Annotated in this window: 18 protein-coding genes and 2 tRNA genes; 10 read left to right on the top strand and 10 right to left on the bottom strand. The window is 43.8% G+C overall.

Annotation, left to right across the window (positions count from 1 at the left end):
• Positions 1-2,021 precede the first annotated feature (2,021 nt).
• Together C7460_RS23800 and C7460_RS23795 are read right to left on the bottom strand one after the other, a co-directional pair.
• Positions 2,022-2,178 (bottom strand) — tRNA-Asp (locus C7460_RS23800).
• A gap of 1,580 nt (positions 2,179-3,758) precedes the next feature.
• Positions 3,759-3,914 (bottom strand) — tRNA-Asp (locus C7460_RS23795).
• A gap of 154 nt (positions 3,915-4,068) precedes the next feature.
• Between C7460_RS23795 and C7460_RS13975 the strand changes: the two genes are divergently transcribed.
• The 9 genes from C7460_RS13975 (at position 4,069) to C7460_RS13935 (ending at position 11,253) form a co-directional block, all read left to right on the top strand.
• A complete protein-coding gene (locus C7460_RS13975; protein ID WP_115868738.1) occupies positions 4,069-4,530 on the top strand; it encodes an Lrp/AsnC ligand binding domain-containing protein in 462 nt (153 codons plus the stop codon).
• A gap of 141 nt (positions 4,531-4,671) precedes the next feature.
• Positions 4,672-6,117 carry a Fe-S cluster assembly protein SufB gene (gene sufB / locus C7460_RS13970; RefSeq protein WP_115868737.1) on the top strand — a complete coding sequence of 482 codons (1,446 nt, stop codon included), beginning with the start codon at positions 4,672-4,674 and terminating at the stop codon, positions 6,115-6,117.
• A 15-nt stretch (positions 6,118-6,132) separates the two neighbouring features.
• Positions 6,133-6,888: a Fe-S cluster assembly ATPase SufC gene (gene sufC, locus C7460_RS13965; RefSeq protein WP_115868736.1), complete on the top strand. Its 756-nt coding sequence runs from the start codon at positions 6,133-6,135 to the stop codon at positions 6,886-6,888.
• A gap of 21 nt (positions 6,889-6,909) precedes the next feature.
• On the top strand, positions 6,910-8,223 hold the full coding sequence (gene sufD / locus C7460_RS13960; protein ID WP_115868735.1) for a Fe-S cluster assembly protein SufD: 1,314 nt from the start codon (positions 6,910-6,912) through the stop codon (positions 8,221-8,223).
• Positions 8,224-9,459, top strand: a complete 1,236-nt coding sequence (locus tag C7460_RS13955; protein WP_115868734.1) for an aminotransferase class V-fold PLP-dependent enzyme — start codon at positions 8,224-8,226, stop codon at positions 9,457-9,459. It begins immediately after the preceding gene.
• Entirely contained in the window at positions 9,456-9,893 is a 438-nt protein-coding gene (locus C7460_RS13950; RefSeq protein WP_115868733.1) for a SufE family protein, read from the top strand. Before C7460_RS13955 ends, C7460_RS13950 begins: the two co-directional genes overlap by 4 nt.
• A 2-nt stretch (positions 9,894-9,895) precedes the next feature.
• Entirely contained in the window at positions 9,896-10,228 is a 333-nt protein-coding gene (locus C7460_RS13945) for an iron-sulfur cluster assembly protein (protein ID WP_115868732.1), read from the top strand.
• Positions 10,229-10,262: 34 nt separating this feature from the next.
• Positions 10,263-10,679, top strand: a complete 417-nt coding sequence (locus C7460_RS13940; protein WP_115868731.1) for a BrxA/BrxB family bacilliredoxin — start codon at positions 10,263-10,265, stop codon at positions 10,677-10,679.
• A 187-nt stretch (positions 10,680-10,866) separates the two neighbouring features.
• Entirely contained in the window at positions 10,867-11,253 is a 387-nt protein-coding gene (locus C7460_RS13935) for a hypothetical protein (RefSeq protein ID WP_147302956.1), read from the top strand.
• Here C7460_RS13935 and C7460_RS13930 read toward each other — a convergent pair.
• The 4 genes from C7460_RS13930 to C7460_RS13915 all read right to left on the bottom strand — a co-directional run bounded on the left by C7460_RS13930 (position 11,246) and on the right by C7460_RS13915 (position 16,477).
• Complete coding sequence (locus C7460_RS13930) at positions 11,246-12,454, bottom strand: sensor histidine kinase (protein ID WP_115868729.1); 1,209 nt, start codon at positions 12,452-12,454, stop codon at positions 11,246-11,248. The genes C7460_RS13935 and C7460_RS13930 overlap by 8 nt on opposite strands.
• Before the next feature lie 19 nt (positions 12,455-12,473).
• Entirely contained in the window at positions 12,474-13,733 is a 1,260-nt protein-coding gene (locus C7460_RS13925; RefSeq protein ID WP_115868728.1) for an oleate hydratase, read from the bottom strand.
• Positions 13,706-14,248: an FAD-dependent oxidoreductase gene (locus C7460_RS13920; protein ID WP_115868727.1), complete on the bottom strand. Its 543-nt coding sequence runs from the start codon at positions 14,246-14,248 to the stop codon at positions 13,706-13,708. The genes C7460_RS13925 and C7460_RS13920 overlap by 28 nt, the downstream gene beginning before the upstream one ends.
• Positions 14,249-14,467: 219 nt before the next feature.
• A complete protein-coding gene (locus C7460_RS13915) occupies positions 14,468-16,477 on the bottom strand; it encodes an OmpA family protein (protein ID WP_115868726.1) in 2,010 nt (669 codons plus the stop codon).
• A 180-nt stretch (positions 16,478-16,657) separates the two neighbouring features.
• Between C7460_RS13915 and C7460_RS13910 the strand changes: the two genes are divergently transcribed.
• Positions 16,658-17,041, top strand: a complete 384-nt coding sequence (locus C7460_RS13910; RefSeq protein ID WP_245986360.1) for a hypothetical protein — start codon at positions 16,658-16,660, stop codon at positions 17,039-17,041.
• Here the strand turns inward: C7460_RS13910 and C7460_RS13905 are convergent.
• The 4 genes from C7460_RS13905 to zwf form a co-directional block, all read right to left on the bottom strand.
• Complete coding sequence (locus C7460_RS13905; protein ID WP_170148016.1) at positions 17,034-20,447, bottom strand: ligand-binding sensor domain-containing protein; 3,414 nt, start codon at positions 20,445-20,447, stop codon at positions 17,034-17,036. The two genes, C7460_RS13910 and C7460_RS13905, sit on opposite strands and share 8 nt — an antisense overlap.
• Positions 20,448-20,626: 179 nt before the next feature.
• On the bottom strand, positions 20,627-20,851 hold the full coding sequence (locus tag C7460_RS13900) for a hypothetical protein (protein WP_115868724.1): 225 nt from the start codon (positions 20,849-20,851) through the stop codon (positions 20,627-20,629).
• A gap of 69 nt (positions 20,852-20,920) precedes the next feature.
• On the bottom strand, positions 20,921-21,646 hold the full coding sequence (gene pgl, locus C7460_RS13895; RefSeq protein WP_115868723.1) for a 6-phosphogluconolactonase: 726 nt from the start codon (positions 21,644-21,646) through the stop codon (positions 20,921-20,923).
• A complete protein-coding gene (gene zwf / locus C7460_RS13890) occupies positions 21,643-23,160 on the bottom strand; it encodes a glucose-6-phosphate dehydrogenase (protein ID WP_115868722.1) in 1,518 nt (505 codons plus the stop codon). Before zwf ends, pgl begins: the two co-directional genes overlap by 4 nt.
• Between the last annotated feature and the right edge of the window lie 160 nt (positions 23,161-23,320).

Here is a 23,320-nt window from a genome sequence, read left to right as displayed (position 1 = left end):
AGAAGGAATAATTTGAATTGGTTGACACACCAAGAAATAAGTGCAGATCAGCACTCTAGCAGAAAACAAAGGATAAATCCGAAGTAATTAGCAGAATCAGAAATTGACCCCCGTAAAAAGAAAAAGGTCACAGCACCCACTGGCCGTGCGCCACTAGCCGTGCACCATACCCAGATTCCCCGAAGGAGTTCTGCGAACACATAAACAACATTAACCCAAAAGTGGCTGTAGGGGAAGGATTCTTCCACAGGAATGCCTGCGGCAGAACCTACTCGGAGCAAATCAATGATCTGCTGGAAATACGATGAAAAGAGAGTGAATAACCAGAGTAGCCTTGCTCACAAACAATAAAATAGGTAGGAATTCACTCTAGCAGAAAACAAAAGATCAATGCGAAGCAATTAGCAGAGTCAGATACTGACCCCCTAAAAAGAAAAAGGTCACAGCTACCACTAGCCGTGCGCCACTTGCCGTGCGCCACTGGTCGTGCACCACTAGCCGTGCGCCCTACCACATCCAGATTCCCCGAAGGAGTTCTGCGAACAAATAAACAACATTAACCCAAAAATGGCTGTAGGGGAAGGATTCTTCCACAGGAATGCCTGCGACAGAACCTACACGGAGCAAATTAATGATCTTCTGGAATTACGATAAAAGAGAGTGAATAACCAGAGTTGGCTTGCTCAGAAACAATAAAACAGGTAGGAATCTACTCTAGCGGAAAACAATGAATCAATCCGAAGCAATTAGCAGAGTCAGATACTGCCCCCATAAAAGAAAAAGGTCGTGGCACCCACTGGCCGTGCGCCCTACCACATCCAGATTCTCCGCAGGAGTTCTGCGAACAAATAAACAACATTAACCCAAAAATGGCTGTAGGGGAAGGATTCTTCCTCAGGAATGCCTGCGGCAGAACCTACACGGAGCAAATCAATGATCTACTGGAAATACAATGAATAGAGAGTGAATAACGAGAGCAGGCTTGCTCACAAACAATATAATAGGCAGGAATGTACTCTAGCGGAAAACAATGAATCAATCCGAAGCAATTAGCAGAGTCAGATACTGCCCCCATAAAAAGAAAAAGGTCGTGGCACCCCTACCACGACCAGATTCAAATAAACAACATTAACCCAAAAATGGCTGTAGGGGAAGGATTCGAACCTCCACGGAGCGGTTAGTCCCGATGATTCACGATAAACTAATGACTTAAATTATCGTGAAAGAAACCGGGATTTATCCCTTATCTCCACCCCCGAGACAGGAGGGCATGTCTGCCAATTTCATCACCCTACAGTGTTTACACAAACATCTTTTGTGCGTTTTGTTGAGACAAAATTAACATACTCTGATATTTTTTAAAATTTTAATAAGACATTTAATTAATTTTTACAAATTAGAACAAAATCGAGTTAGCGATTTATGATATTCACAATCAACCTTACTTTAAAGAACTCATTTTGAATTTCATCTAATACCCCATTCACTAAATCAGATGAATATTTCGTTAATCAGCCCTATTTTGAAATTATAATCTCCGATACAATACATTTTCAGAACAGACAAACAAACTCAAACCACCAATACATGAATGCAAATAATTAGAACTAAATACCAAAACTCGACAGGCAACAACAAAATGCCACTATGAACCACGCACCACAGGCCTTGCGCTACTGGTCGTGCACCCTACCATACCCAGATTCTCCACACGAATCCTACGGACAAAATAAACAACATTAACCCAAAAATGGCTGTAAGGGAAGAATTCTTCCACAGGAAAGCCTGCGGCAGAACCTACACGGAATGTGTATGATTTACTTGAAATACGATGACGAGAGTGTGAATAACGAGAGCAGGCTTGCTCACAAACTATAAAGCAAACAGAAATAAACTTTAGCGGGAGTCAAAGGATCAACACGAAGCAATTAGCAGAGTCAGATTCTGACCCCCATAAAAAGAAAAAGGTCACAGCACCCCTACTGTGACCAAATTCAAAATAAACAACATTAACCCAAAAATGGCTGTAAGGGAAGGACTCGAACCTCCACGGAGCTGTTAGACCCGATGATTTACGATAAATCAACGTATTGATTTATCGTAAACGGCACCAGGCTTTATCCAAAGACCTCCACCCCCGAGACAGGAGGGCATGTCTGCCAATTTCATCACCTTACAGTATGACCGCAAAAGCATCTCTCTTGCGTTTTTGTTAAGACAAAGATAACAGGATACTTTCAAACAATTACAATTTTCACAGCCATTCATCTGTATTTTTCAACAATAAATTATTTCACCCTCATTACATTGTAATTTTCATAATTAATGCCGTTTTTATGACTCTAGATTAGATTTCATTTAATGAAAACTTAATTTCAACCATCAAAAATTCTTCAAAATAACCCTTTCAACAAATTTTTCTTGCCGAAAAATGAAAAACACGAAACACTAACACGCAAACATCATTTGAATTCTTTTGAGCTATACCCGATCGCCATTCACCACTAGCCGTGCGCCACTAGCCGTGCGCCACTTGTCGTGCACCCTACCACACCCAGACTCTCCACAGGAGTCCTGCGGACAACAAACAACATTAACCCAAAAATGATGGCTGTAGGGGAAGGATTCTTCCACATGAATGCCCGCGGCAGAACCTACACGGAGAATGAATGATACACTTGAATACTATAAAAGGGAGATAATAATTGGAGCTAAAGACTAGCTCACGAACGATAAAACAGGAAGGGTAGCGGCGATAAAGGACAGTTAGGGCAAAGCCCCCTAAAAAGGAAAAAGGTCGTGGGCACCCACTAGTCGTGCACCACTAGCCATGCGCCCCTCCCTCATCCTCATTCTCCACAGGAGTCCTTCGGATAACAAACAATATTAACCCAAAAATGATGGCTGTAGGGGAAGGGTTCTTCCTCAGGAATGCCTGCGGCAGACCCTACACGGAGAATGAATGATTTACTTAAACACTATAAAAGGGAGATAATAAAATAATTGGAGCTGATGACTAGCTCACGTACGATAAAACAGGAAGGGTTGCACTCAGGCGGCAATTAAGCACAGTTAGAGAAAGCCCCTAAAAAGAAAAAGGTCATGACACCCACTAGCCGTGCGCCACTAGTCGTGCACCACTAGTCGTGCACCACTAGCCGTGCGCCCCACCACATCCAGATTCTCTACAGAAGTCCTGCGGATAACAAACAACATTAATCCAAATATGATGGCTTTAAGGGAAGGGTTCTTCCGCAGGAATGCCTGCAGCAAAACCTACACGGAATTTGAATGATTTACTTAAACACTATTAAAGGGAGATAATAATTGGAGCTGATGACTAGCTCACGTACGATAAAACAGGAAGGATGACAATCAAATGACAGTTAGATCAAAGCACCCCTAAAAAAGAAAAAGGTGGTGGCACCCACTTGCCGTGCGCCCTACCATGACCAGATTCTTCACAAGAGTCCTGCGGACAATAAACAACATTAACCCAAAAATGATGGCTGTAGGGGAAGGATTCTTCCACATGAATGCCCGCGGCAGAACCTACACGGAATTTGAATGATTTACTTAAACACTTTAAAAGGGAGACAATAATTGAGCTAAAGAATAGCTCAGGAACGATAAAACAGGAAGGGTTGCACTCAGGCGGCAATCAAACGACAATTAGATCAAAGCACCCCTAAAAAAGAAAAAGGTCGTGGCACCCCTACCACGACCAGATTCAATAAACAACATTAACCCAAAAATGATGGCTGTAGGGGAAGGATTCGAACCTCCACGGAGTAGTTAGACCTGATGATTTACGATAAACCAAAAATTGATTTATCGTAAACGGCACCAGGCTTTATCCAAAGACCTCCACCCCCGAGACAGGAGGGCATGTCTGCCAGTTTCATCACCCTACAGTGTGTAGCGCAAGCATCTCTTACGCGTTTTGATACCTCAAAGATAACAGAGCCTATATTTCTTTAAAAATATTTTAATAAATTTGCTAAATATTTAGATGGTGTGTAAAATTGTATACAGAATATTGAATATATAGAAAACAGCATTAGAGAGATGAGTAAAAATTACGAAATTGACAACGTTGACCTCAAAATCCTCAATTTATTAATGGAGGATGCGAAAATTCCATACACGGAAGTCGCTAAAAAGGTATTTGTTTCTGGTGGTACAGTTCACGTCCGCATGAAGAAACTCGAAGAAATGGGTGTAGTTAGAGGTACTACCCTCCAAATGGATTATTCCAAACTTGGATACGATGTAACGTGCTTCATGGGGATCTATTTACAAAAGTCCTCCCTATATGACAGTGTGGTGGAGCAGCTCAAGACGATCCCGGAAATCGTAAAGGTGCATTACACCACAGGAAACTATAACATCTTCATCAAGATCCATTGCAGAGACACCAAACACCTCAAGGATGTACTGCACGACAAAATCCAAAAGGTAGAAGGTATAGAACGAACAGAGACATTTATATCTCTTGAAGAAAGCCTCAACAGGCATTTGAAGTTTTAATCCCGACAAAACAGACGAAAAGAATGAACCATTGGGCGGTTATTCGGATTCTTATTTAGATCTAATCCAAATAAGTGTTTACTTTGCAAAACCTACCGTCCAAACGATGGTTAAGGTAGTAAAGAGAATCGAATAGCCTCTATGAGTAAAGACGATCAAATATTAGAAGAATTTACCTCAAAGGAGTACGAACACGGCTGGTCTGTAGACTTTGAAGCTGATGAAGCTCCTTTAGGGATCAATGAAGACATCATCCGGTTTATCTCTGCTAAAAAAGAAGAGCCGGAATGGTTGCTGGAATGGAGGCTGAAGGCCTACAAACGATGGACGGAAATGACCGAACCTCGTTGGCCCAACGTCACCTACCCAGCAGTGGATTACCAGGGTATCAAATACTACTCTGCTCCCAAACAAGATAAAAAGCCAAAGAGTCTGGATGAGGTGGACCCAGAGCTACTCAAAACTTTTGAGCGCCTCGGCATTTCCCTTCAGGAGCAAAAGCGCCTTACAGGGGTAGCAGTAGATGCCGTCATTGACTCGGTGTCTGTAGCTACCACCTTCAAAGAGACACTTTCTGAACTAGGCATTATCTTCTGTTCATTTAGTGAAGCGGTACAGGAGCATCCCGAGTTGATCAAAAAGTATCTCGGATCTGTGGTACCTGCTAGCGACAATTATTTTGCCGCCCTCAATTCAGCAGTCTTTTCAGATGGCTCATTTTGCTATATCCCTAAAGGGGTGAGATGCCCAATGGAGCTGTCTACATATTTCCGTATCAATGCAGCCAATACCGGCCAATTTGAGCGTACGCTTATCGTAGCTGAAGAGAGCTCTTACGTGTCATACTTGGAAGGCTGTACAGCCCCAATGCGTGACGAAAATCAACTTCATGCGGCTGTTGTAGAAATCTATGCTGCTAAAGATGCGGAAGTAAAATACTCTACAGTGCAAAACTGGTATCCAGGAGATAAAAACGGCAAAGGAGGCATTTATAACTTCGTGACCAAACGTGGTATCTGTGCTGGAGACAACTCCAAAATCAGCTGGACTCAGGTAGAAACAGGTTCCGCTGTAACCTGGAAATACCCTTCATGTATACTTAAAGGTGACAACTCCCAAGGTGAGTTTTACTCAGTAGCGGTTACTAACAACTACCAACAAGCGGATACAGGCACCAAGATGATTCACATTGGTAAAAACACCAAATCGCGAATCGTTTCGAAAGGTATCTCAGCTGGCAAGTCTCAAAATAGCTACCGTGGCCAGGTGCACATCATGAAGCGAGCCGAAAATGCTCGTAATTTCTCCCAGTGTGACTCTCTCCTGATGGGTGACAAATGTGGTGCACACACTTTCCCTTATATAGATGTAGAAAATAGCTCCGCTCAAATAGAACACGAAGCTACTACCTCCAAGATTGGGGAAGACCAAATCTTCTACTGTCAGCAGCGTGGCATAGACGAAGAAAGCGCTGTGGCACTTATCGTAAATGGCTTTGCCAAAGAAGTAATGAGCAAACTTCCGATGGAATTTGCTGTAGAAGCTCAGAAACTGTTAGCCCTGACGCTAGAGGGCAGTGTAGGATAATAATCATCAATTTTAATGCTTAAGATAGAAAATCTGCATGCCTCTGTAGAAGGCAAGGAAATATTAAAAGGAATCAACCTGGAAGTAAAACCAGGCGAAGTGCATGCTATCATGGGGCCAAATGGCTCTGGTAAAAGTACACTAGCATCCGTACTGGCTGGTCGTGAAGAGTACGAAATCACAGATGGCAGTGTATCATATCTAAACGAAGATCTTCTTGAGCTTGACCCTGAAGAACGCGCTCATAAAGGTGTCTTTTTGGCATTTCAATATCCTGTAGAGATTCCTGGAGTGTCTACAACAAACTTCCTGAAAACAGCGGTAAATCAGGTAAGAGAAGCTCGAGGACTAAAAGCACTTGACGCGGTTTCTTTTCTAAAAGAAATGAAAGAAAAGATGAAAATCGTTGATATAGATCAGGCGCTACTCAGCAGATCGTTAAATGAAGGATTTTCAGGAGGAGAAAAGAAACGTAACGAAATCTTCCAAATGGCCATGCTGGAGCCTAAGCTTTCCATACTGGATGAAACTGACTCTGGTCTGGATATCGATGCTCTCAAAATAGTAGCAGACGGTGTAAATAAGCTCAAATCAGCTGAAACAGCGTCTATTGTGGTGACGCACTACCAGCGCCTTTTGGATTACATCGTACCAGATTTCGTACATGTATTATACAACGGTAAAATCGTTAAGTCTGGAGACAAATCCCTGGCACTAGAGCTGGAAGAAAAAGGCTACGATTGGATCAAGGAAGAAGCACCTGCCGTTTAAAATCAACCCTGATAGCACACTATGAGTGAAGTAATAAGTTTAGAAAATAGCATCACTTCTCGGTTTGACAGCTGGGTGAAACAGCACTTTGCTGAAGGTAGCGCATTGGCTGCGGCCAAAAAAGCTGGAGTTCAAAGCTTCCAATCACTGGGCCTACCGGGCAAGAAAAGTGAAGCCTACAAATACACTCCGGTTACGAAGCTGATCAGCAAAAATTTTGATTTCGATCAGGAAGCAGTGATTGCGACCTGGTCTAAAGATTCATGTCAGCAAGAGTTTTATCCGGTAGAAGATGCCAATCATTTGGTTTTTGTCAATGGACAATTCATTGAAGAGTATTCGGTAATCAAAAGCTCATCGCAAGAGCTTACTATCAAGCTGTTAGATGAGCAAGCTACCACAGAGCACCCCGAAATACTCGAGCACCTGGGAAAAACCAATGGGATCTCTCAAGACCCATTTGCTGCATTGAATCTCGGCTTTTTCAATCAGGGGTTGTTCTTGAAAAATGCGAAAAATTCAGATGCTCAGGATACGTTCATCTACCAATTCTTAGACGCTTCTAGCTCCTCTCCTATCGCGTACCCACGTATCCTTATTGTGGGAGAGTCTGGCAGTAGAATGAAAGTATATGAAAAAACTTTCATCAAAGGGGAAGCGAAAACACTGAATATTTCAGTTGTAGAAGCTGTCGTAAAATCCAACGCTGAAGTAAGGTTTACCAAACTTCAAAACTACACGAATGAAGCTTTTGCCGTAGAGGGCATATATGCATCACAAGAGAAGGATAGCAGGTTTTATACCAATACCTTCTCCTTTAAAGGAGCTATGGTGCGCAACAACATCTACATCAACATAGATGATGAAAACTGCGAAGGCCACATGAACGGGCTCTATCAGCTTAGTGGTAAATCGCATGTAGACAACAATACATCTGTAGATCATCGTATGCCTCATTCCTTTAGCAATGAGCTTTACAAGGGTATTTTGGACGAAAGTGCCAAAGGAGTGTTCAATGGTAAAATCTACGTGCGACCTGACGCTCAAAAGACCAACGCTTTTCAATCTAACAACAACATATTACTTTCAGACACTGCCACAGTAAACACCAAGCCACAGCTTGAAATCTGGGCAGATGATGTGCAGTGTTCGCATGGATGTACTACTGGGCAACTAGACGAAGAAGCGATCTTTTACCTGCGTGCCAGAGGCATCAAAGAAAAAAGAGCTAAAGCACTAATGCTCAACGCTTTTGCTAATGAAACTTTGCAAGAACTCAAAAACGACCTTGTAAAAGAAGAGATCGAAGATATAATCACGAACAAACTCGGATAAATGCAAGTAGCCACAGGCATTTCGGTAGCTGAAATCAGAAAGCAATTTCCGATTCTGCATCAGGAAGTAAATGGCAAACCGCTCATTTACTTTGACAATGCGGCCACATCACAAACACCTCAGTCTGTGATCGATGCCCTGGTGCACTACTACCAAAGAGATAATGCCAACATTCATCGGGGCATTCATACCCTTGCCGAACGGGCAACTACAGCGTTTGAAGCTACCCGAAAGGCAGCGCAGGGATTTATAAATGCCCGTGAAGTAGAAGAAATCGTCTTCACCAAGGGTACTAGCGAGGGCATCAATCTGGTAGCTCAGGCCTATGGTCGTAAGTTGATCTCCGAGGGAGACGAAATTATCATCACAGGAATGGAGCACCATTCCAATATCGTCCCCTGGCAGATGCTATGCCAGCAAACCGGAGCCAAACTCAAGGTTATTCCTGTAGCCGAAAATGGTGAAATCAAGCTGGAGGATTTCGAGGCATTGCTTACCGAAAAAACACGGTTTGTATCTGTGGTATATATCAGTAACTCGCTGGGTACAGTCAATCCTGTAGAAGAAATCATCAGCAAAGCACATGCCGTAGGTGCCAAAGTACTAATAGATGCAGCTCAGGCAGCACCTCATCATCCGCTAGACGTGCAAAAGCTCGATTGCGACTTTCTTGCATTGTCGGGTCACAAAATGTATGGTCCTACGGGAGTAGGCGTTCTCTACGGAAAACGCGAAGTTCTCGAGGCAATGGACCCCTATCAGGGTGGTGGAGAGATGATTCGTGATGTCAGCTTCGATGGCACCACCTATAACGACATTCCGTACAAATTTGAGGCTGGTACTCCAAACATAGCAGATGTCGTTGCATTCAAAGCGGCCATCGAATTTGTGGAAGGAATCGGCTATGATTTCCTTCACCAGCATGAAATGACCTTACTGGAACGTGGAAAGGAAAAGCTCTATGGTATTGATGGTTTTCAACCCATAGGAACAGCGGAAAACAAAGCCAGTGTGATCTCTTTTTTGGTAGATGGTGTCCACCCGTTCGATTTGGGTATGTGGCTAGATGCCAAAGGCATTGCAGTGCGAACTGGCCACCATTGCACTCAGCCGCTGATGGATCATTTCAATATTGACGGAACGGTCAGGGCCTCATTTGCTGTTTACAACACCGTAGAGGAAATAGATACCTTTGCGGAGGCATTAACAGAAATTGTAAAGAAATTCAGAAAATGAGCACCATAGCCGAAAAACAAAAAGAAATTGTAGAGGAGTTTTCCATGCTCGATGGAGATATGGAAATGACCATCAACTACATCATGGAGCTGGGTGAGCAACTTCCTGAAATGACTGAAGATCAGCGTTCTGAAGAAAACATCGTAAAAGGGTGTCAAAGTAAAGTTTGGCTCACTGCCGCTGATGAAGGCGGAAAGGTGAAATTTATCGCCGATAGTAATACGGCAATTACCAAAGGGCTGGTAAGCCTGCTGGTTCGAGTCCTTTCTGATGAACAGGCAGAGGATATTCTGAAAGAAGAAATCACCTTCCCTCAGCAAATAGGAATGAATCGATTCATTGGCACCCAAAGATCCAATGGATTTGCTGCGATGATCAAGCAAATGAAACTATACGCACTTGCATTGAGTTCTAAAACCGAAACAAGCGCATAATTATGGCTGAAGAGAAGAACACATCGAATGATCTGGAGCTGAAAGAGGCTGTAGTGAGAGCGATCAAAAACGTATATGATCCTGAGATTCCTGTAGACGTTTACGAACTGGGACTGATTTACGAAATCAACATATTCCCGGTAAACAACGTACACGTGCTGATGACCCTAACGTCTCCAGCATGCCCCTCTGCTGAGGAAATCCCTGGGGAAATAGAAAAGAACATCCGCGAGCTGAAGGAGGTAAATGACGTAACCGTAGAAGTGACCTTTGACCCTCCGTATGCTACCGACATGATGTCCGAATCAGCCAAGCTTGAGCTAGGTTTTATGTAAAAAAATCGATTACTGAAATAACTTTCAAATAGATATGTATCCAGAAGAATTAGTAGCCCCCATGCGATCAGAACTCACTCAGGTAGGATTTGAGGAGTTTAAATCAGCAGCGGACGTAGAAAACCACCTGAAAGATCACAAAGGTACTACCCTACTTGTGATCAACTCTGTATGTGGCTGTGCAGCAGGCACCTGCCGCCCAGGAGTGAGCAGCGCATTGAATCTAAGCAGCAAAAAGCCTGATCACCTCGCAACGGTATTTGCTGGTGTAGACAAGGAAGCTACTGCAAAAGCAAGAGAGTTTACTATGCCATTTCCTCCATCTTCCCCATCTATTGCATTGTTCAAAGATGGTGAACTGGTACACTTTGTAGAGCGTCACCACATTGAAGGAAGATCTGCAGAAATGATTGCTAACCACCTTGTAGAGGTGTTTAAGGAGTTTTGCTAGAAAACACCCGCTGAGCAATGCTCAGCGGGCCTTTTTATTTGCCGCTCACCGCAAAATATCTCATCGCCACATAAAAGCCCTGGAGTCTTTTCGCTGCATTCATTAGTTTCATCTCATGCGAAACATCTGTTTACTCCTGCTCATTTTACCTTCCTGCACACCAAGCTCAATTGAAGCCCCTCGAGTCTTGCAGCATAACCTTAACGGCCAATGGAAAGCAACAGCCTTTGACGGATTTTTGCATGAAACATGGCGAACTCTTCCCAATGGCCAATTGGAGCAGGAAGGATTCTACATAGCCAATGGAGACACGCTCTACAAAGCCGTTACCAGATTGTTTACGGTCAACCAGGAACTAATCTTATTAAGTGTAATCAAGGACAGTAGCCCTAAAGTTTTTAAGGCTACAAGCATAGCGAAAGACCGCATTGTATTCGAAAACACAGACTATCGTAACCCATCTAAAGTTATTTATACAATAGAATCTCCAACAAACTACCAACGGTCCATTTTAGGCATAGAACCTAATGGGGATAGTGCACATTATCAGTTCGACTTTGTGAAAATCAAGTAAAAAATGGTGCCTGTACATGTACTTCGGTACCTGCATCGGGCTCAGACCGTATATGCAAATCACCCTGTATTGAAGCTGCACGCTCTCGCATGTTACGCATACCCTGCCCCCCATAGCTCAGATGATCAGAGGCCATGCCTACGCCATTATCGCTAAATTTCAGTTCGACCATGCCTTCTGCAAACGTCACATCCACACACAGCTGGGTGGCCTGAGCATGCTTAATCACATTGTTGATCACCTCTTGTGAGATGCGATACAATACAAACTCTGTCTTCGGATTCAACTTTTGTACCTCCCCTTCTACATACAATTTTGTCTTGATAGCTCCAATGTTCTGGATAGTTTCCAAATCAATGGTCAAACTATTGATGAGGGAGAAATTAGAAATATTTTCTTCATTCAGCGAACTTGAGATATCGCGCAATTTATCTATAGCTTGCCCAAGCAATTCCATAGAACTTTTCACTTTCTCACTATCCTTGCTGGCATCTTTCAGTCCAAACGTAGATAAGTTTAACCTCGCCAAAAACAATGTTTGCCCTACGTCATCGTGTATTTCTTGAGATAAGGCATACAGTGCAGTTTTCTTCTTTTCTTCTGCCAACAGTATGTTCTTTTCTGCAAGCTTCTTGAAGGCCGTATTTTTCCCATTTTCAAACACCAATGCCACCACAAAAATGATCACCACCAACCCTACGAATGTATTAGCAATAAAGAAAGTCTCGTAGGATCGATCATACTCCATGGGCCACTCATACCCATTGGAGGTCATGATAGCCGCTACTATCAATATCAACGAATTCAGACTGGTCCATACAATACCTGAAGGTTTGCCAGCCATCAGCAATGCCACGATGGGTTGAGAAACCAGCCACACGATCACGGGCGAATAAAACCCTCCGGAGTAATAGGCACACCCCAATACACCAAAGGCCCCAATGGCTATGTAAAGGTTGGAAACCCAAATCAGAGGCATTTTCCACTTGATAGTAGGAAGCTGTAGAAGGTGTAAAAATCCGGTAATGGCCATGACTTTGACGCCAGGATCAAAGCCGATATTGGTAGATAGGCTGATATAGTTGAGATCAAACAGGCTGGTTACGAATACAAAGTAAACTACGATTTTATACTGCCGATGCTCTTCAGCATTTTCCTGTCTTTCTTCTGGTATAAAATAATTGACAAATCGCTTAATCATGTTCAACTGGTTTGGTTGGCTATAGGTATCTATGGTGTCCTAGCAATCGCAAAACCCAACTGACGGGAAGTGCATACCAGGGAATCCGTGGCTTTTTCCAGGGCAGCCCCCTTTTGTACCTTCTATGATCTATCCACTTGTAGTACAGCAGCCAGTTGGGCTCTTCCAGCTTCCAAAGTGAACAGGGGGCATCAGTGTGTCCGGCTACCTCTAGCAGGGCATTTACTGCCATACGAGCCGCTTCATTAGCCGCCTCCATGGTAGCCAGGTTGGTGTCAGTTTGTACATAATCTGACGCTAAAAACAGATTTGGAATGTCTGTATGGACAGCAGGTCTCAATGCCCAGGACCCAGGCTCATTTACTAGAAGAGGTTCTTCATTTTCCACAGCACTACTGGACCCTAGTTTGATCTTTTTGGCAAACCGCATATCATTGCACAGCTGATCACCTTTTAATATCCCTTCATCAAAAACCAAAGCCTCATCCACGTACACACCAAACACATTTTCGGCTTTAAGCAGCTCGTCCTGATGATTTACATTCTGGCAAAGCTGATACCACACCTCTTGAATCACTTCGCATTTAGTGCATTCTTTAGCTGGTTTTTTGATCAACCAGCCCGGTGTATCCCAGTCCGAAACATCAATGGAAATGACACCTCTCACTGATCCATCGCCATATTGTGGCCAGTTGAAGCCTGGCCAAAATTGGGCTTGAGATATGGCCGTGAGTGCCCAGGGAGAGTCAGACATGATTATGTGCCCTTCGTTAATTGGCACATCTTCATGCAGAAAAAACTGGATGCCGTTCATCCATGCTACGTGCCCCGCTAGTATGGACAAGTTATCAAACACAGGGTCAAGTTTGGCCAGCCCTGAAGTATTGGCAAGCACTGCTGCGCGCTCTACAGGTAAGGCACAGATATAATAATCTGCTGAGTGCAAAGTAGGATTACCCTGTTGCTCCACCACAACTTCTGAAATTTTATCTCCTTCCACTTTGAGCTCCACCACTTCGCTATCTTTCACATAAGTCACCCCTATGTTTTCCAGGTAATTGTACCAGGGAGCAAGCCACTTTTCATTGGTAGGGCCATCCAGTATTCGGTCATTTGGTTCATCCTTACGCGCTGCGCTAAAAAGCATCTGCAAAAGGATGTTGCCATTCGTAAACGTGTTGGCTTTCCGTGCTTTTGCAGCCACCAGCGTGCGTGTCAGTCCATCTACAAACAGTTTTTGATAATCTTCGCTTATAGGTCCGCTTCGCAGAAGTCCCACCAGCCTATATGCTCGTACTCACCAAAGCGGCGGGCACGTGATGAAGTCATCAGCTGCCATAGCTTACTTAGTATCACTTTGGACTCGCCCGGTTTAAGACCTGTATCTGTATTAAATATGGCGTCTATGATCAACCTGATATCTTCAGGTCCATCAGGAAATCCGGTAGGAAGCTGAATAGGCTCTTTTCCCACTCGGGTCAGCATCATTTTTGGGGCCTCTACCAGGTTATCTGCAGTGTTTTTCTTGTGATCAGCATCGTCTGTCATGGGTATACGCTCCATGGTGTCGATGATGTGCCTATAAAACCCGGGAAAAAACCGAAAGCCATGTTCGCCTGGCAAGTGCTTATGATTCGGACTTGTGAAGGCCTTTACTGGAATTGAGCGCGCCTTTCCGCCGGGCAGTTCTGGTTGCTTTTCGAATACGGTAACCTTGTATCCTCGTTCGGCGAGCTCATGAGCAGCACTCATTCCAGCTACACCACCTCCAAGGATGATTACTGAAGACTTCATATACCGTTGTACTGGTTAGTTGGTTGATGATTTACGAACTCAAAAAGGTAATATGAAATGGCTGATTTCACCGCATCAGCAATTGAAAATGTAGAGAATCTAACCTGAATTGGACATGTGCACTTAGTACGATCCTCCCTAAAAAACGAAACCCCTACTCCTGGGGAGTAAGGGCTCTCTCTGTTCACACTTCTCTATACATTTTTAGGTTTTACCAGGTCAGTTGGTCACTACGGTTTCTGTTCGTGTTGTCTGATCCACCGTCATAATTCTAATCTCTACTCGCCTATTGGCTGCTTTTTCGTCTTCCGTTTGAATAGCCGGTTGCTCTTCGCCGTAGGTGCTCGTCTCCATATCAGCTGTCATGCCCATTTGCTGGAGGTATTCCATTACCTTTTTGGCACGCTTTAGAGCAAGTTTTTGGTTGTAGCTTTTTTGTCCTACCAGATCAGTATGCCCGGCTATTGCAAGCTTGAATCCTGAGAATGCTTTTAATTTTTTAGCAAATGCTATCAGCGTATCTTTAGCATCTTCTTTCAACTGATAATCATCAAAGCCAAAGTATACTACTGGTGGCCGTATGTCTAAAACAGATGGTTTAGGTGATTCCTTCTTTTGCACTTTCACTACATCCTCATGGTGTACTTTCATCGTCAGCATCTCCATGTCATTTTCCGGACCCATAGAGCCGGGATCTGTTTGGTAGTCATTTTTCATCGCCACTGGGATTTCAGATGGAGGCATCACAGCATCATCACCTTCCAAATTGACTTTGAAGTGAAACACATTGTCAGTTTGATCTCGTAATAGCACTTTCACCTGTTGCTCATGACTAAAAATCTCCTTTCCCATGTAGGTTACAGTCAATCCAAACATTGTTTCGATAGGTAGTAGCAGATCATACCTCCCAAGCTGGTCCGTGACTACCGAATATTGTTCGTCTCCTACTGTTACGGTCAGTTTAGCCCCACTTAGCGCTTGAAGCGTCTCATCATCTACTACCTGCCCTACTACACGTACTTTATTAAAAAGAAAAATCCTGTAGATATCCATGTTGCCATAGCCTCCGGCTCTCCCTGATGAGATGTATGCCACCTTGCCAAATGCATTGAAATAGGTATCGTCTGAAGGCGAATTGATCGGGAAGCCAAGGTTTACAGGTTGCTTCCACTTTCCCGAAGCTTTATCGTATTGTGATTTGAATACATCATAGCCTCCCATGCTATTGTGTCCTTTAGAGCTAAAGTACAAGGTACCATCTCCTGCCATAAAGGGAGCGTCATCATTAAAAGGCGTATTGAGTTCTTTGAGCTCTTGAGGATCCATCCAATTACCATTCGGCCCCTTTGCTCTCATGTACAGGTCCAAATCTCCATTATCTGAAAAATAATTGGTAGCAAAAAAGACAGTGTCCATGGCGTCATTGAAAAAACAATGTGTTTCCGCACTACCTAGTGCGTTTACTTCCGTCACTGGTACTGGAGAGGACCATTTCCCGTCCTTTTGAGTGCTAATAAAAAGGTCTTCATCACGGTACGTGATCATTTTTGTATCATCAGCAAATAACTGAACCGTAGCATCATGATGTCGTCTTCCCGAATGGGTTCTAAATTTCTTAGGCGCCTGCCACTGACCTGCATCATCCATGGTAGTTTGGTAGACTTCTTCATAAGCCATGCCATCAGTAGCCAGTCCATCCGCTCCCTTGTGCCGAACAGTATAAACCACAGATTGCTGATCTTTGGTCATAATTCCACTGTACTCATGCCCCAGATCATTGATTTGAGGTCCTAGATTTTGTACGACTACTTCTTCCTGATTATCAAAAAAGCCATCAAATGAGGATAACTGGTTGTTCATCCTTGTGATTATTTCTTCTCTTAAGGCATCCTTTTTGAGTTTAGCCAGGGCTTCCACAGCTTTTTCATGTTGGTGATTCTCCAAGTATGCCAGTGAAAGATAATAGGGCGCTTCAGGGTCTACTCCGATGCCTGCGCTTTCCAGGCTTTGGAGGGCTTCTTCCTGCCGGTAAAGCTTGAGCAATGCTATCCCTTTGTAATACGAAAGCTCTGGACTTCCATCTCCATCTGCCTCCATAGCTTCAGCAAGCTCCAAGGCCTGGTCATAAAAACCTTTATCGATGTATTTTTTCACTTTGCCAGGAGAGCTGGCAAAGCTCGTGACTGTTGTCACCAAGATGAGGGCGAAACAGAATATTGATCGTTTCATAAAGTGGTGTTCTGATGGTGTGTGAAACAAAAATGACCGTAATAGTCTCAAAATCGACTTTTAATTAGTTGAAACGACCTATTTACAGGTTGAGAGCATGTATGGCATCTTTAAACAAACTGATGCGTGTTTGGTATTCCGGTTCAGACACCACAAGTTTGGGTCCATCAATTTTATATTATGCTATCTAAAATGATCATGATTGGCAGTGCTATTCTACTAGCACTCGCTGGAATATCACTCTCTTTTTTACCGCAGGAGATTTCCACCTATCTGTCTGGAAGCTCACACCCCGTATTTTCGTTAGCCCTGCAGCTACTCGGAGCCCTGTACTTAGGCATGGCCATGCTCAACTGGATGAATAAAAACAAACTACTTGGTGGCATCTATGGCCGCCCTATTACCATGGCCAATTTTATACACTTTCTGGTGGGAGGATTGTCTTTGGTGAAAGCGACCTCTGTGGCAAACCAACCTGCTTTTATAATAACAACAATAATATACAGCACATTTGCGGTGGGGTTTGGCTACTTATGGCTAAATACACCCAAGTCTGTCAAGTAACCGCATCATTTTTTCGTATTACCTCCATCTGAGGCATCGCATTATCGGAGTGCCTCATGGGGAGTTCTATGGTAAATTCTGTACCCTTACCCTCTTCAGTATGGACAGATATCTTTCCGTGGTGCTTAGAGATAATGCCATAAACGATGTATAAGCCAAGCCCCATGCCTTTGCCTACATCTTTGGTAGTAAAAAATGGATCGTAGAGTTTGGCCATGAGATCTAGAGGAATTCCCACACCGGTATCACGAATTTTCAGTATTACTTCCTGCCCTTCTGCATACGCGTCTATTCGGATAGTACCCTCCTCTGGAATGGCATCTATCGCATTGCTTATCAGATTGATAATCACCTGATTAATGCGTCCGGGCATGCATTCGATGATCAACTTTTCCGGATAGTTCTTTACAATTTCAATTCGACCCTTATATGCACTTCGTAGTATTTTTAGAGCATCCTCTATACAGTATATGCAGTTGTAGAGTTTAAAAGTACCACCATCTTCGTGTACGTAGTTTCTAAGCGACTGGATGATACTTGAAGTTTTCTCTACACCCACTTTTATTGTGTTTTCCAACTCCAGTATACTCGCTAGCTCCTCCTCCGAAAATTTGGAATCCTCCCTGGCTATCTGCTTGTCTACAAGGTCTGTAAGCAACCTGGTAGCACCTGCTATATAGTTTATGGGATTGTTGATTTCGTGGGCAATTCCCGCTGTAAAGACACCAATTGAAGCCATTTTCTCTGAGACTATCAGTTTATCTCTCGTTACATTCAGCTCCTCCACGATTTTTTCAAGCTCATTGCGTTGATTCATCAGCTTTTGGTTCGTCCCCTGGAGGATTTCATTGGAGTTTGCCAGCTCCTTATTTAGGTTTTCAATTTCTGAGGTACGCTCCTCTACCATGCGCTGAAGGAGTCTTCGCTTCCTGGAAAGGCTTTTGGTGCGGTACTGGTAAATGCCTACTAAAACTCCCAGTAGCATGATAGCCACACCTATCCTAAAGAGGATGTTGTCATACCAGGCAGGCAGTATTCGTATGTTTAGCTTTTGTACATTATCTCCCCACTCTCCAAAGCTATTGGACGCTTTCACATAAAAAGTGTATAACCCCGGGTCGAGATTGGTGTAAGTGGCGCGGCGCTCATTGCCTACATAGCGCCAGTTATCTTCCATACCAGCTAGTCTATAGGCGTAGTTTATCTTTCCTGGCGTGTGATAATTGATAGCTGCAAACTGGATGGAAAATGCTGACTCGTGTGGTTCCAGCACCACCTGTGTCCCCTGGCGAATTTTCTGATCCAGCAAGGGCACCCTGCTCATTTCCTGATCGTCCAATTGAAACCCTGTAATAACTACTGTAGGTGATGGCTCAGTATCAATGATTTTTTCCGGATCAAATAAATTGAACCCCTCAATACCACCAAAAAACAAGCGGCCGTCTTCGAGTTTCAGTGCTGTGTTGTAACTAAACTCGTCACCCTGTAACCCATCTCGGCTGTCAAAGTAGATATAGTTTTCTGTGGAGGGGTCAAAACGTAAAATTCCCTGATTAGTAGATATCCACAAATATCCCTGGTCATCTTCCAGCACATCATTGATGATGCCTGAAAAATATGGTCCCAGGTGATGGTACCGTTCAAAAGTGAACGTCTCGTAATCAAGCCTATTCAAGCCTCCACTAGTACCTACCCAAAGGTTTCCTTTTGAATCTTCGTAAATCTCACGAACGAAATTGTGCGATATAGAAGTGCTGTCTTCTGACTTGTGAACAAAGCGTTGAAAGGTACCTTCCTCTCTGTTCATCAGATTTAGTCCTCCACTCTCCTCTTCATTACCTACCCAAAAATTTCCACGACTGTCCTCAAAAATCACACTAATTAGATTCGACGCTATAGTACTAGTATCCAATGGTTTATGAATGAAATGGCGATAGCTGTTCGCCTTAGGATCAAATTGCACTAGCCCCCCTCTTAGTGTACCTACCCACAATTCATCATTGCTATCCCTGTAAAGATTCCAAATATGCGTAGACGACAGCTCTGCATTGGGAGGAATCACAGGGTAGTTTACATTGAGGCCGGCCTCCGGCTGGAAATAGTTTAGTCCTCCTGTATAGCAGCCAATCCATAAATTTCCATTCTCTGTCTCCAGAATAGATTTCACAATATTGCTACTTATGCTGTTGGGATTGTTAGGCTCATGCCTGTACACCGAAAACTGCCCCGTACCCAAATCAAAAAAGTTAACACCATCTGCATTGGTCCCTATCCATATGCCATTTCTATGCTTACTCAACACGGCTGATTTCACCCCTCCATAGCTAAGGCTATTGGCAAACGGGTCATGTGAATAGGTATGAAACAAACTTTTTCTGCGATGGTAATCGTGTACACCCCGCTCATAAGTCCCTATCCATAGAATATTACCTTTCGCTTCATAGAGCGTATAGATAGCATTGGAGGATAGTGATTTAGGGCTGTATATATTCTTTTTATTGGCCGTGAAACGGTCACCTTCCTGATCGTAGTGCAAGATCCCACCTCCGTCTGTGGCCACCCACAGGTCTCCAAAGCTATCTTCATAAACCTGCCTTACCACTTGTACACCCGGGCTATAGGCATTGGAGTAAAACCTCCGAACCTTATCAGAAGCCCAGTCATACCTGTTGAGTCCTGTTTCTGTAGCTATCCAATACTGGCCTTTACTGTCTTTATAAATATTCGTGACAAGCGGCCCCGTCAGCTCATCCTTGTGCAGTCCTTTGCGATGATGGTGAACAAATTCTCCCGTTCGCAGGCTGAGGATATTTACACCCTTATTGGTCCCTATCCACAGCAGGTCACCATCTTTCATCAGGCAATTGATATGATTATCCGAGAGGCTGTTGGGTCGTTTTTCATCATAAAAATACCTGGAAAGTGTGTGATAAGGAGGTGAGTTTTGTATCCTGTTGAGCCCCCATGCAGTAGCTACCCACAAATATTGACCATCTATCACCAGATCTTTGATTGTACCATTGCTCAAATAGCCAGGTTCGGTGGCACTCTGTGGAATATGTACAAAAGCATCGTTTAGCTTATTGTAAAGGTTTAGCCCACTGTGTGTAGCCACCCACAGCTCATCCTGAGACTTTACTACCAGCTTGGTAACAAAATCACCACTGATAGAGGTGGAATCATGCTCGTCTGATCGGAAGACCTTAAAGTCATATCCATTGTAAGCATTGAGTCCATTTGTGGTACCAAACCACATAATATCTTCTGGATCCTGTACGATGGAGTGTACCGTACCATGAGAAAGCCCATGGGGCACTGATAAGTGATCCAGGTTTCCATTGAGGCGTGGTTGGGCATATAGACATAATTGCCCTACACAGGCAAGTACAAAAAATAATAATCTCACCGCGGGTGTTGGTCTGGGTTGGTTGTTGGTTAGATAAAATCTCAAAAAATGCGTTGGTTAGTCGCATCATCCGAAATCCTATGAGCAATTAACAAGAAAAATGTCAATTATAAAATTCGTCTCTAACTTATTATCCCAGAAAATATCGCGGTAATTGGTGTAGCAAAAAACAGTAAAAACTAACGAAGCATGATGAGCTCCGGCCCAGCCTGACCGAACATACGCTCCACTCTGGAAATGAACCGGTCAATCACGTCTTCACCATGGGTGCCCCTTACAAATAGCATGGCTGGAACTGGCTTTTGATTTTTTTGGATTTCCCTTAGAAGCTTGAGCCCCTCTATCGGATGTTGGCAGGTGAGTGAAAAATCAGCAGTTACCATTACGTTTAGTGAATCATTCATAATTGGAATTTGGTTTAGTACAATTATGAAACGTGCACCTGCTGATTTTCCCTACCTCACCGCTAAAAATTATTTGAACACCTCAGCAACAGCCGCTTCATCCACGTACCATTGCAGCTTGCCATCGGTAGGCTTTATAAAGCTAGCAGGGTATGATTCCCAGCCACCTTTTTGGTGATAGATTTCGTCTATTTTCTCTTGTTTACCTGAGCCTGTCACCAAAAACACCACTTCAGAGGCTGCATTGATCACCGGTCCACTTAGCGTCACACGGATCTGACCAGACTCGGGATGTGTAGCCACATCACATACATTGCTTGACTGTAGCAGTTCTATCTCATGAGGAAAAATAGAAGCTGTATGGCCATCGCCACCCATTCCTAATATTACCATATCAAATACAGGCAAGCCGTTTACCACATTCATCTGCTGGGTAAGCAAACTACCATAGCGTACTGCTTCGTCTGCAGGATCCTCCTCGCCAAGTATCCTGTGGATATTTTCAGCAGGTACAGGCACCTTGTCAAACAACCGATCTTTGGTCATCTTATAGTTGCTATCACCATCTGTAGGTGGTACCATACGCTCATCCCCCCAGTAAAAATGCATCTTTTGCCACTGGGCAGCATCGGCATAGTTTTCAGCCAGGTAGTCAAAAAGTATTTTCGGCGTAGAGCCACCAGATAGCGCTACATGAAACTGCTCCTTTTTAGCTGCTTCGGCCATCAGGTAGTCTCCAAATGCTTCGGCAGTAGCCTGAGCGTCTTTAGAAATTATAAATTGATCTTTGGTCATAGTTCACAAAATATTCCATCATCGGCCAGGTTTTTACAAGGGTACCTCCAGGCCATATTTTTACCCTCTATTAGTTCATCTGCGTTCTCTGGTCCCCAGGTACCGGCAGGGTATCCATAGATCGGAATGCTCTGATCCTCTTTCCATGCTTTGAGTATAGGATCTATAAACTCCCACGCAGCTAAAACACTATCTCCCCGAGCGTAGAGCGTAGCATCTCCCTGCATGCAGTCCAGCAGCAGGCGCTCATAGGCATCCGGCACATAAGCATCCGTGAGGTCTGAGTAAGAAAAATCCATATTTACATTTTCCACCTCAAATCCCGCACCCGGCACTTTCATACCAAACTTGAGCAAGATGCCTTCATCAGGCTGAATGCGGATCACGAGCATGTTTTGCTTGTTGATCTCCTGATTGTTGCTAAAAATGTGGTGGTGATTGGGTTTGAAATGGATCACCACTTCGGATACCCGCGTAGGGAGCTTTTTCCCTGATCGGATGTAAAACGGCACTCCCGCCCAACGCCAGTTGTCAATAAAAAACTTGAGAGCCACATAAGTCTCTGTTCGTGAGTCTTTAGGTACACCTTCCTCCTCGCGGTATCCGATGACTTCTTCACCTTTGATTTTACTAGCCATGTACTGGCCACGGATCACATTTTTGCGAATCTCCTCGGGTGTCAGAGGCCTTAGCGACTGAAAGACCTTTAGCTTCTCATTGCGAATGCTAAAGGCATCCGACTTTACAGGTGGCTCCATGGCCACTAGGGCGATTAGTTGCAGCAGGTGGTTTTGCACCATATCGCGCATGGCACCAGACCCATCGTAGTAGCCACCACGCTTTTCAACACCCACAGACTCTGCTGAGGTGATTTCTACACGGTGGATATAGTTGCGGTTCCACAGGGGTTCAAAGATGCTGTTTGAAAAACGGGGGACGAGCAGGTTTTGCACCGTTTCCTTGCCCAGGTAATGATCTATGCGATAAATCTGATCTTCATTGTAATCTTCCAGCAACACCTTGTTGAGCTCCTGAGCAGACTGCAAATCATAGCCAAATGGCTTTTCAATGATCAGACGAGTCCAGCCAGTCTTTTCTTCATTAAGGCCAGCGCTAGCCAGGTGCTTGGGTATCACCCCGTAGAGACTTGGCGGTACTGACAGGTAAAAAATCACGTTGCAGTTGGTGCCAAACTCCTCGTCTATGGAATACAGACGCTTGGCGAGCCCTGGATAATCTTCCGCTTTGGAGGTATCTAAGGCATGGTAATGCACCAAACTGGCGAATTCCTCTTTAGAATCACCGTTCTCTTGTTTGAGGTGCTCGTTATCGTAAACTACCTTTTTTCTAAATTCTTCATCGTTGTACGCAGTACGACCCACCCCAACAATGGCATATTTCTCGGGTAGATAATTTTTCTTGTACAGGTTATGAATGGCAGGAATCAGTTTTCTGGCCGTAAGGTCTCCGGATGCTCCGAAGATGACCAGAATTTGGTTGTCATTTTTTATCATGATTTTTCGTCTAATCGCCGAGGAAAATGCTTCACAAGTATGCTTTCACCAAACAAAATGAGGCGAACAGCAGGATAATTCCACAAAAATCTATCATTTTTGATTGCAAAACGCAGATTTAAGCAAATTTTCTATGGATTTGATGCAAAAAAAGGAAAAT

The sequence above is a fragment of the Marinoscillum furvescens DSM 4134 genome (assembly GCF_003386095.1).
GTDB classification, from domain to species: Bacteria; Bacteroidota; Bacteroidia; order Cytophagales; family Cyclobacteriaceae; genus Marinoscillum; species Marinoscillum furvescens.
Note: the sequence above shows the minus strand (reverse complement) of the source record. Positions and strands in the feature narration are given on the sequence as shown.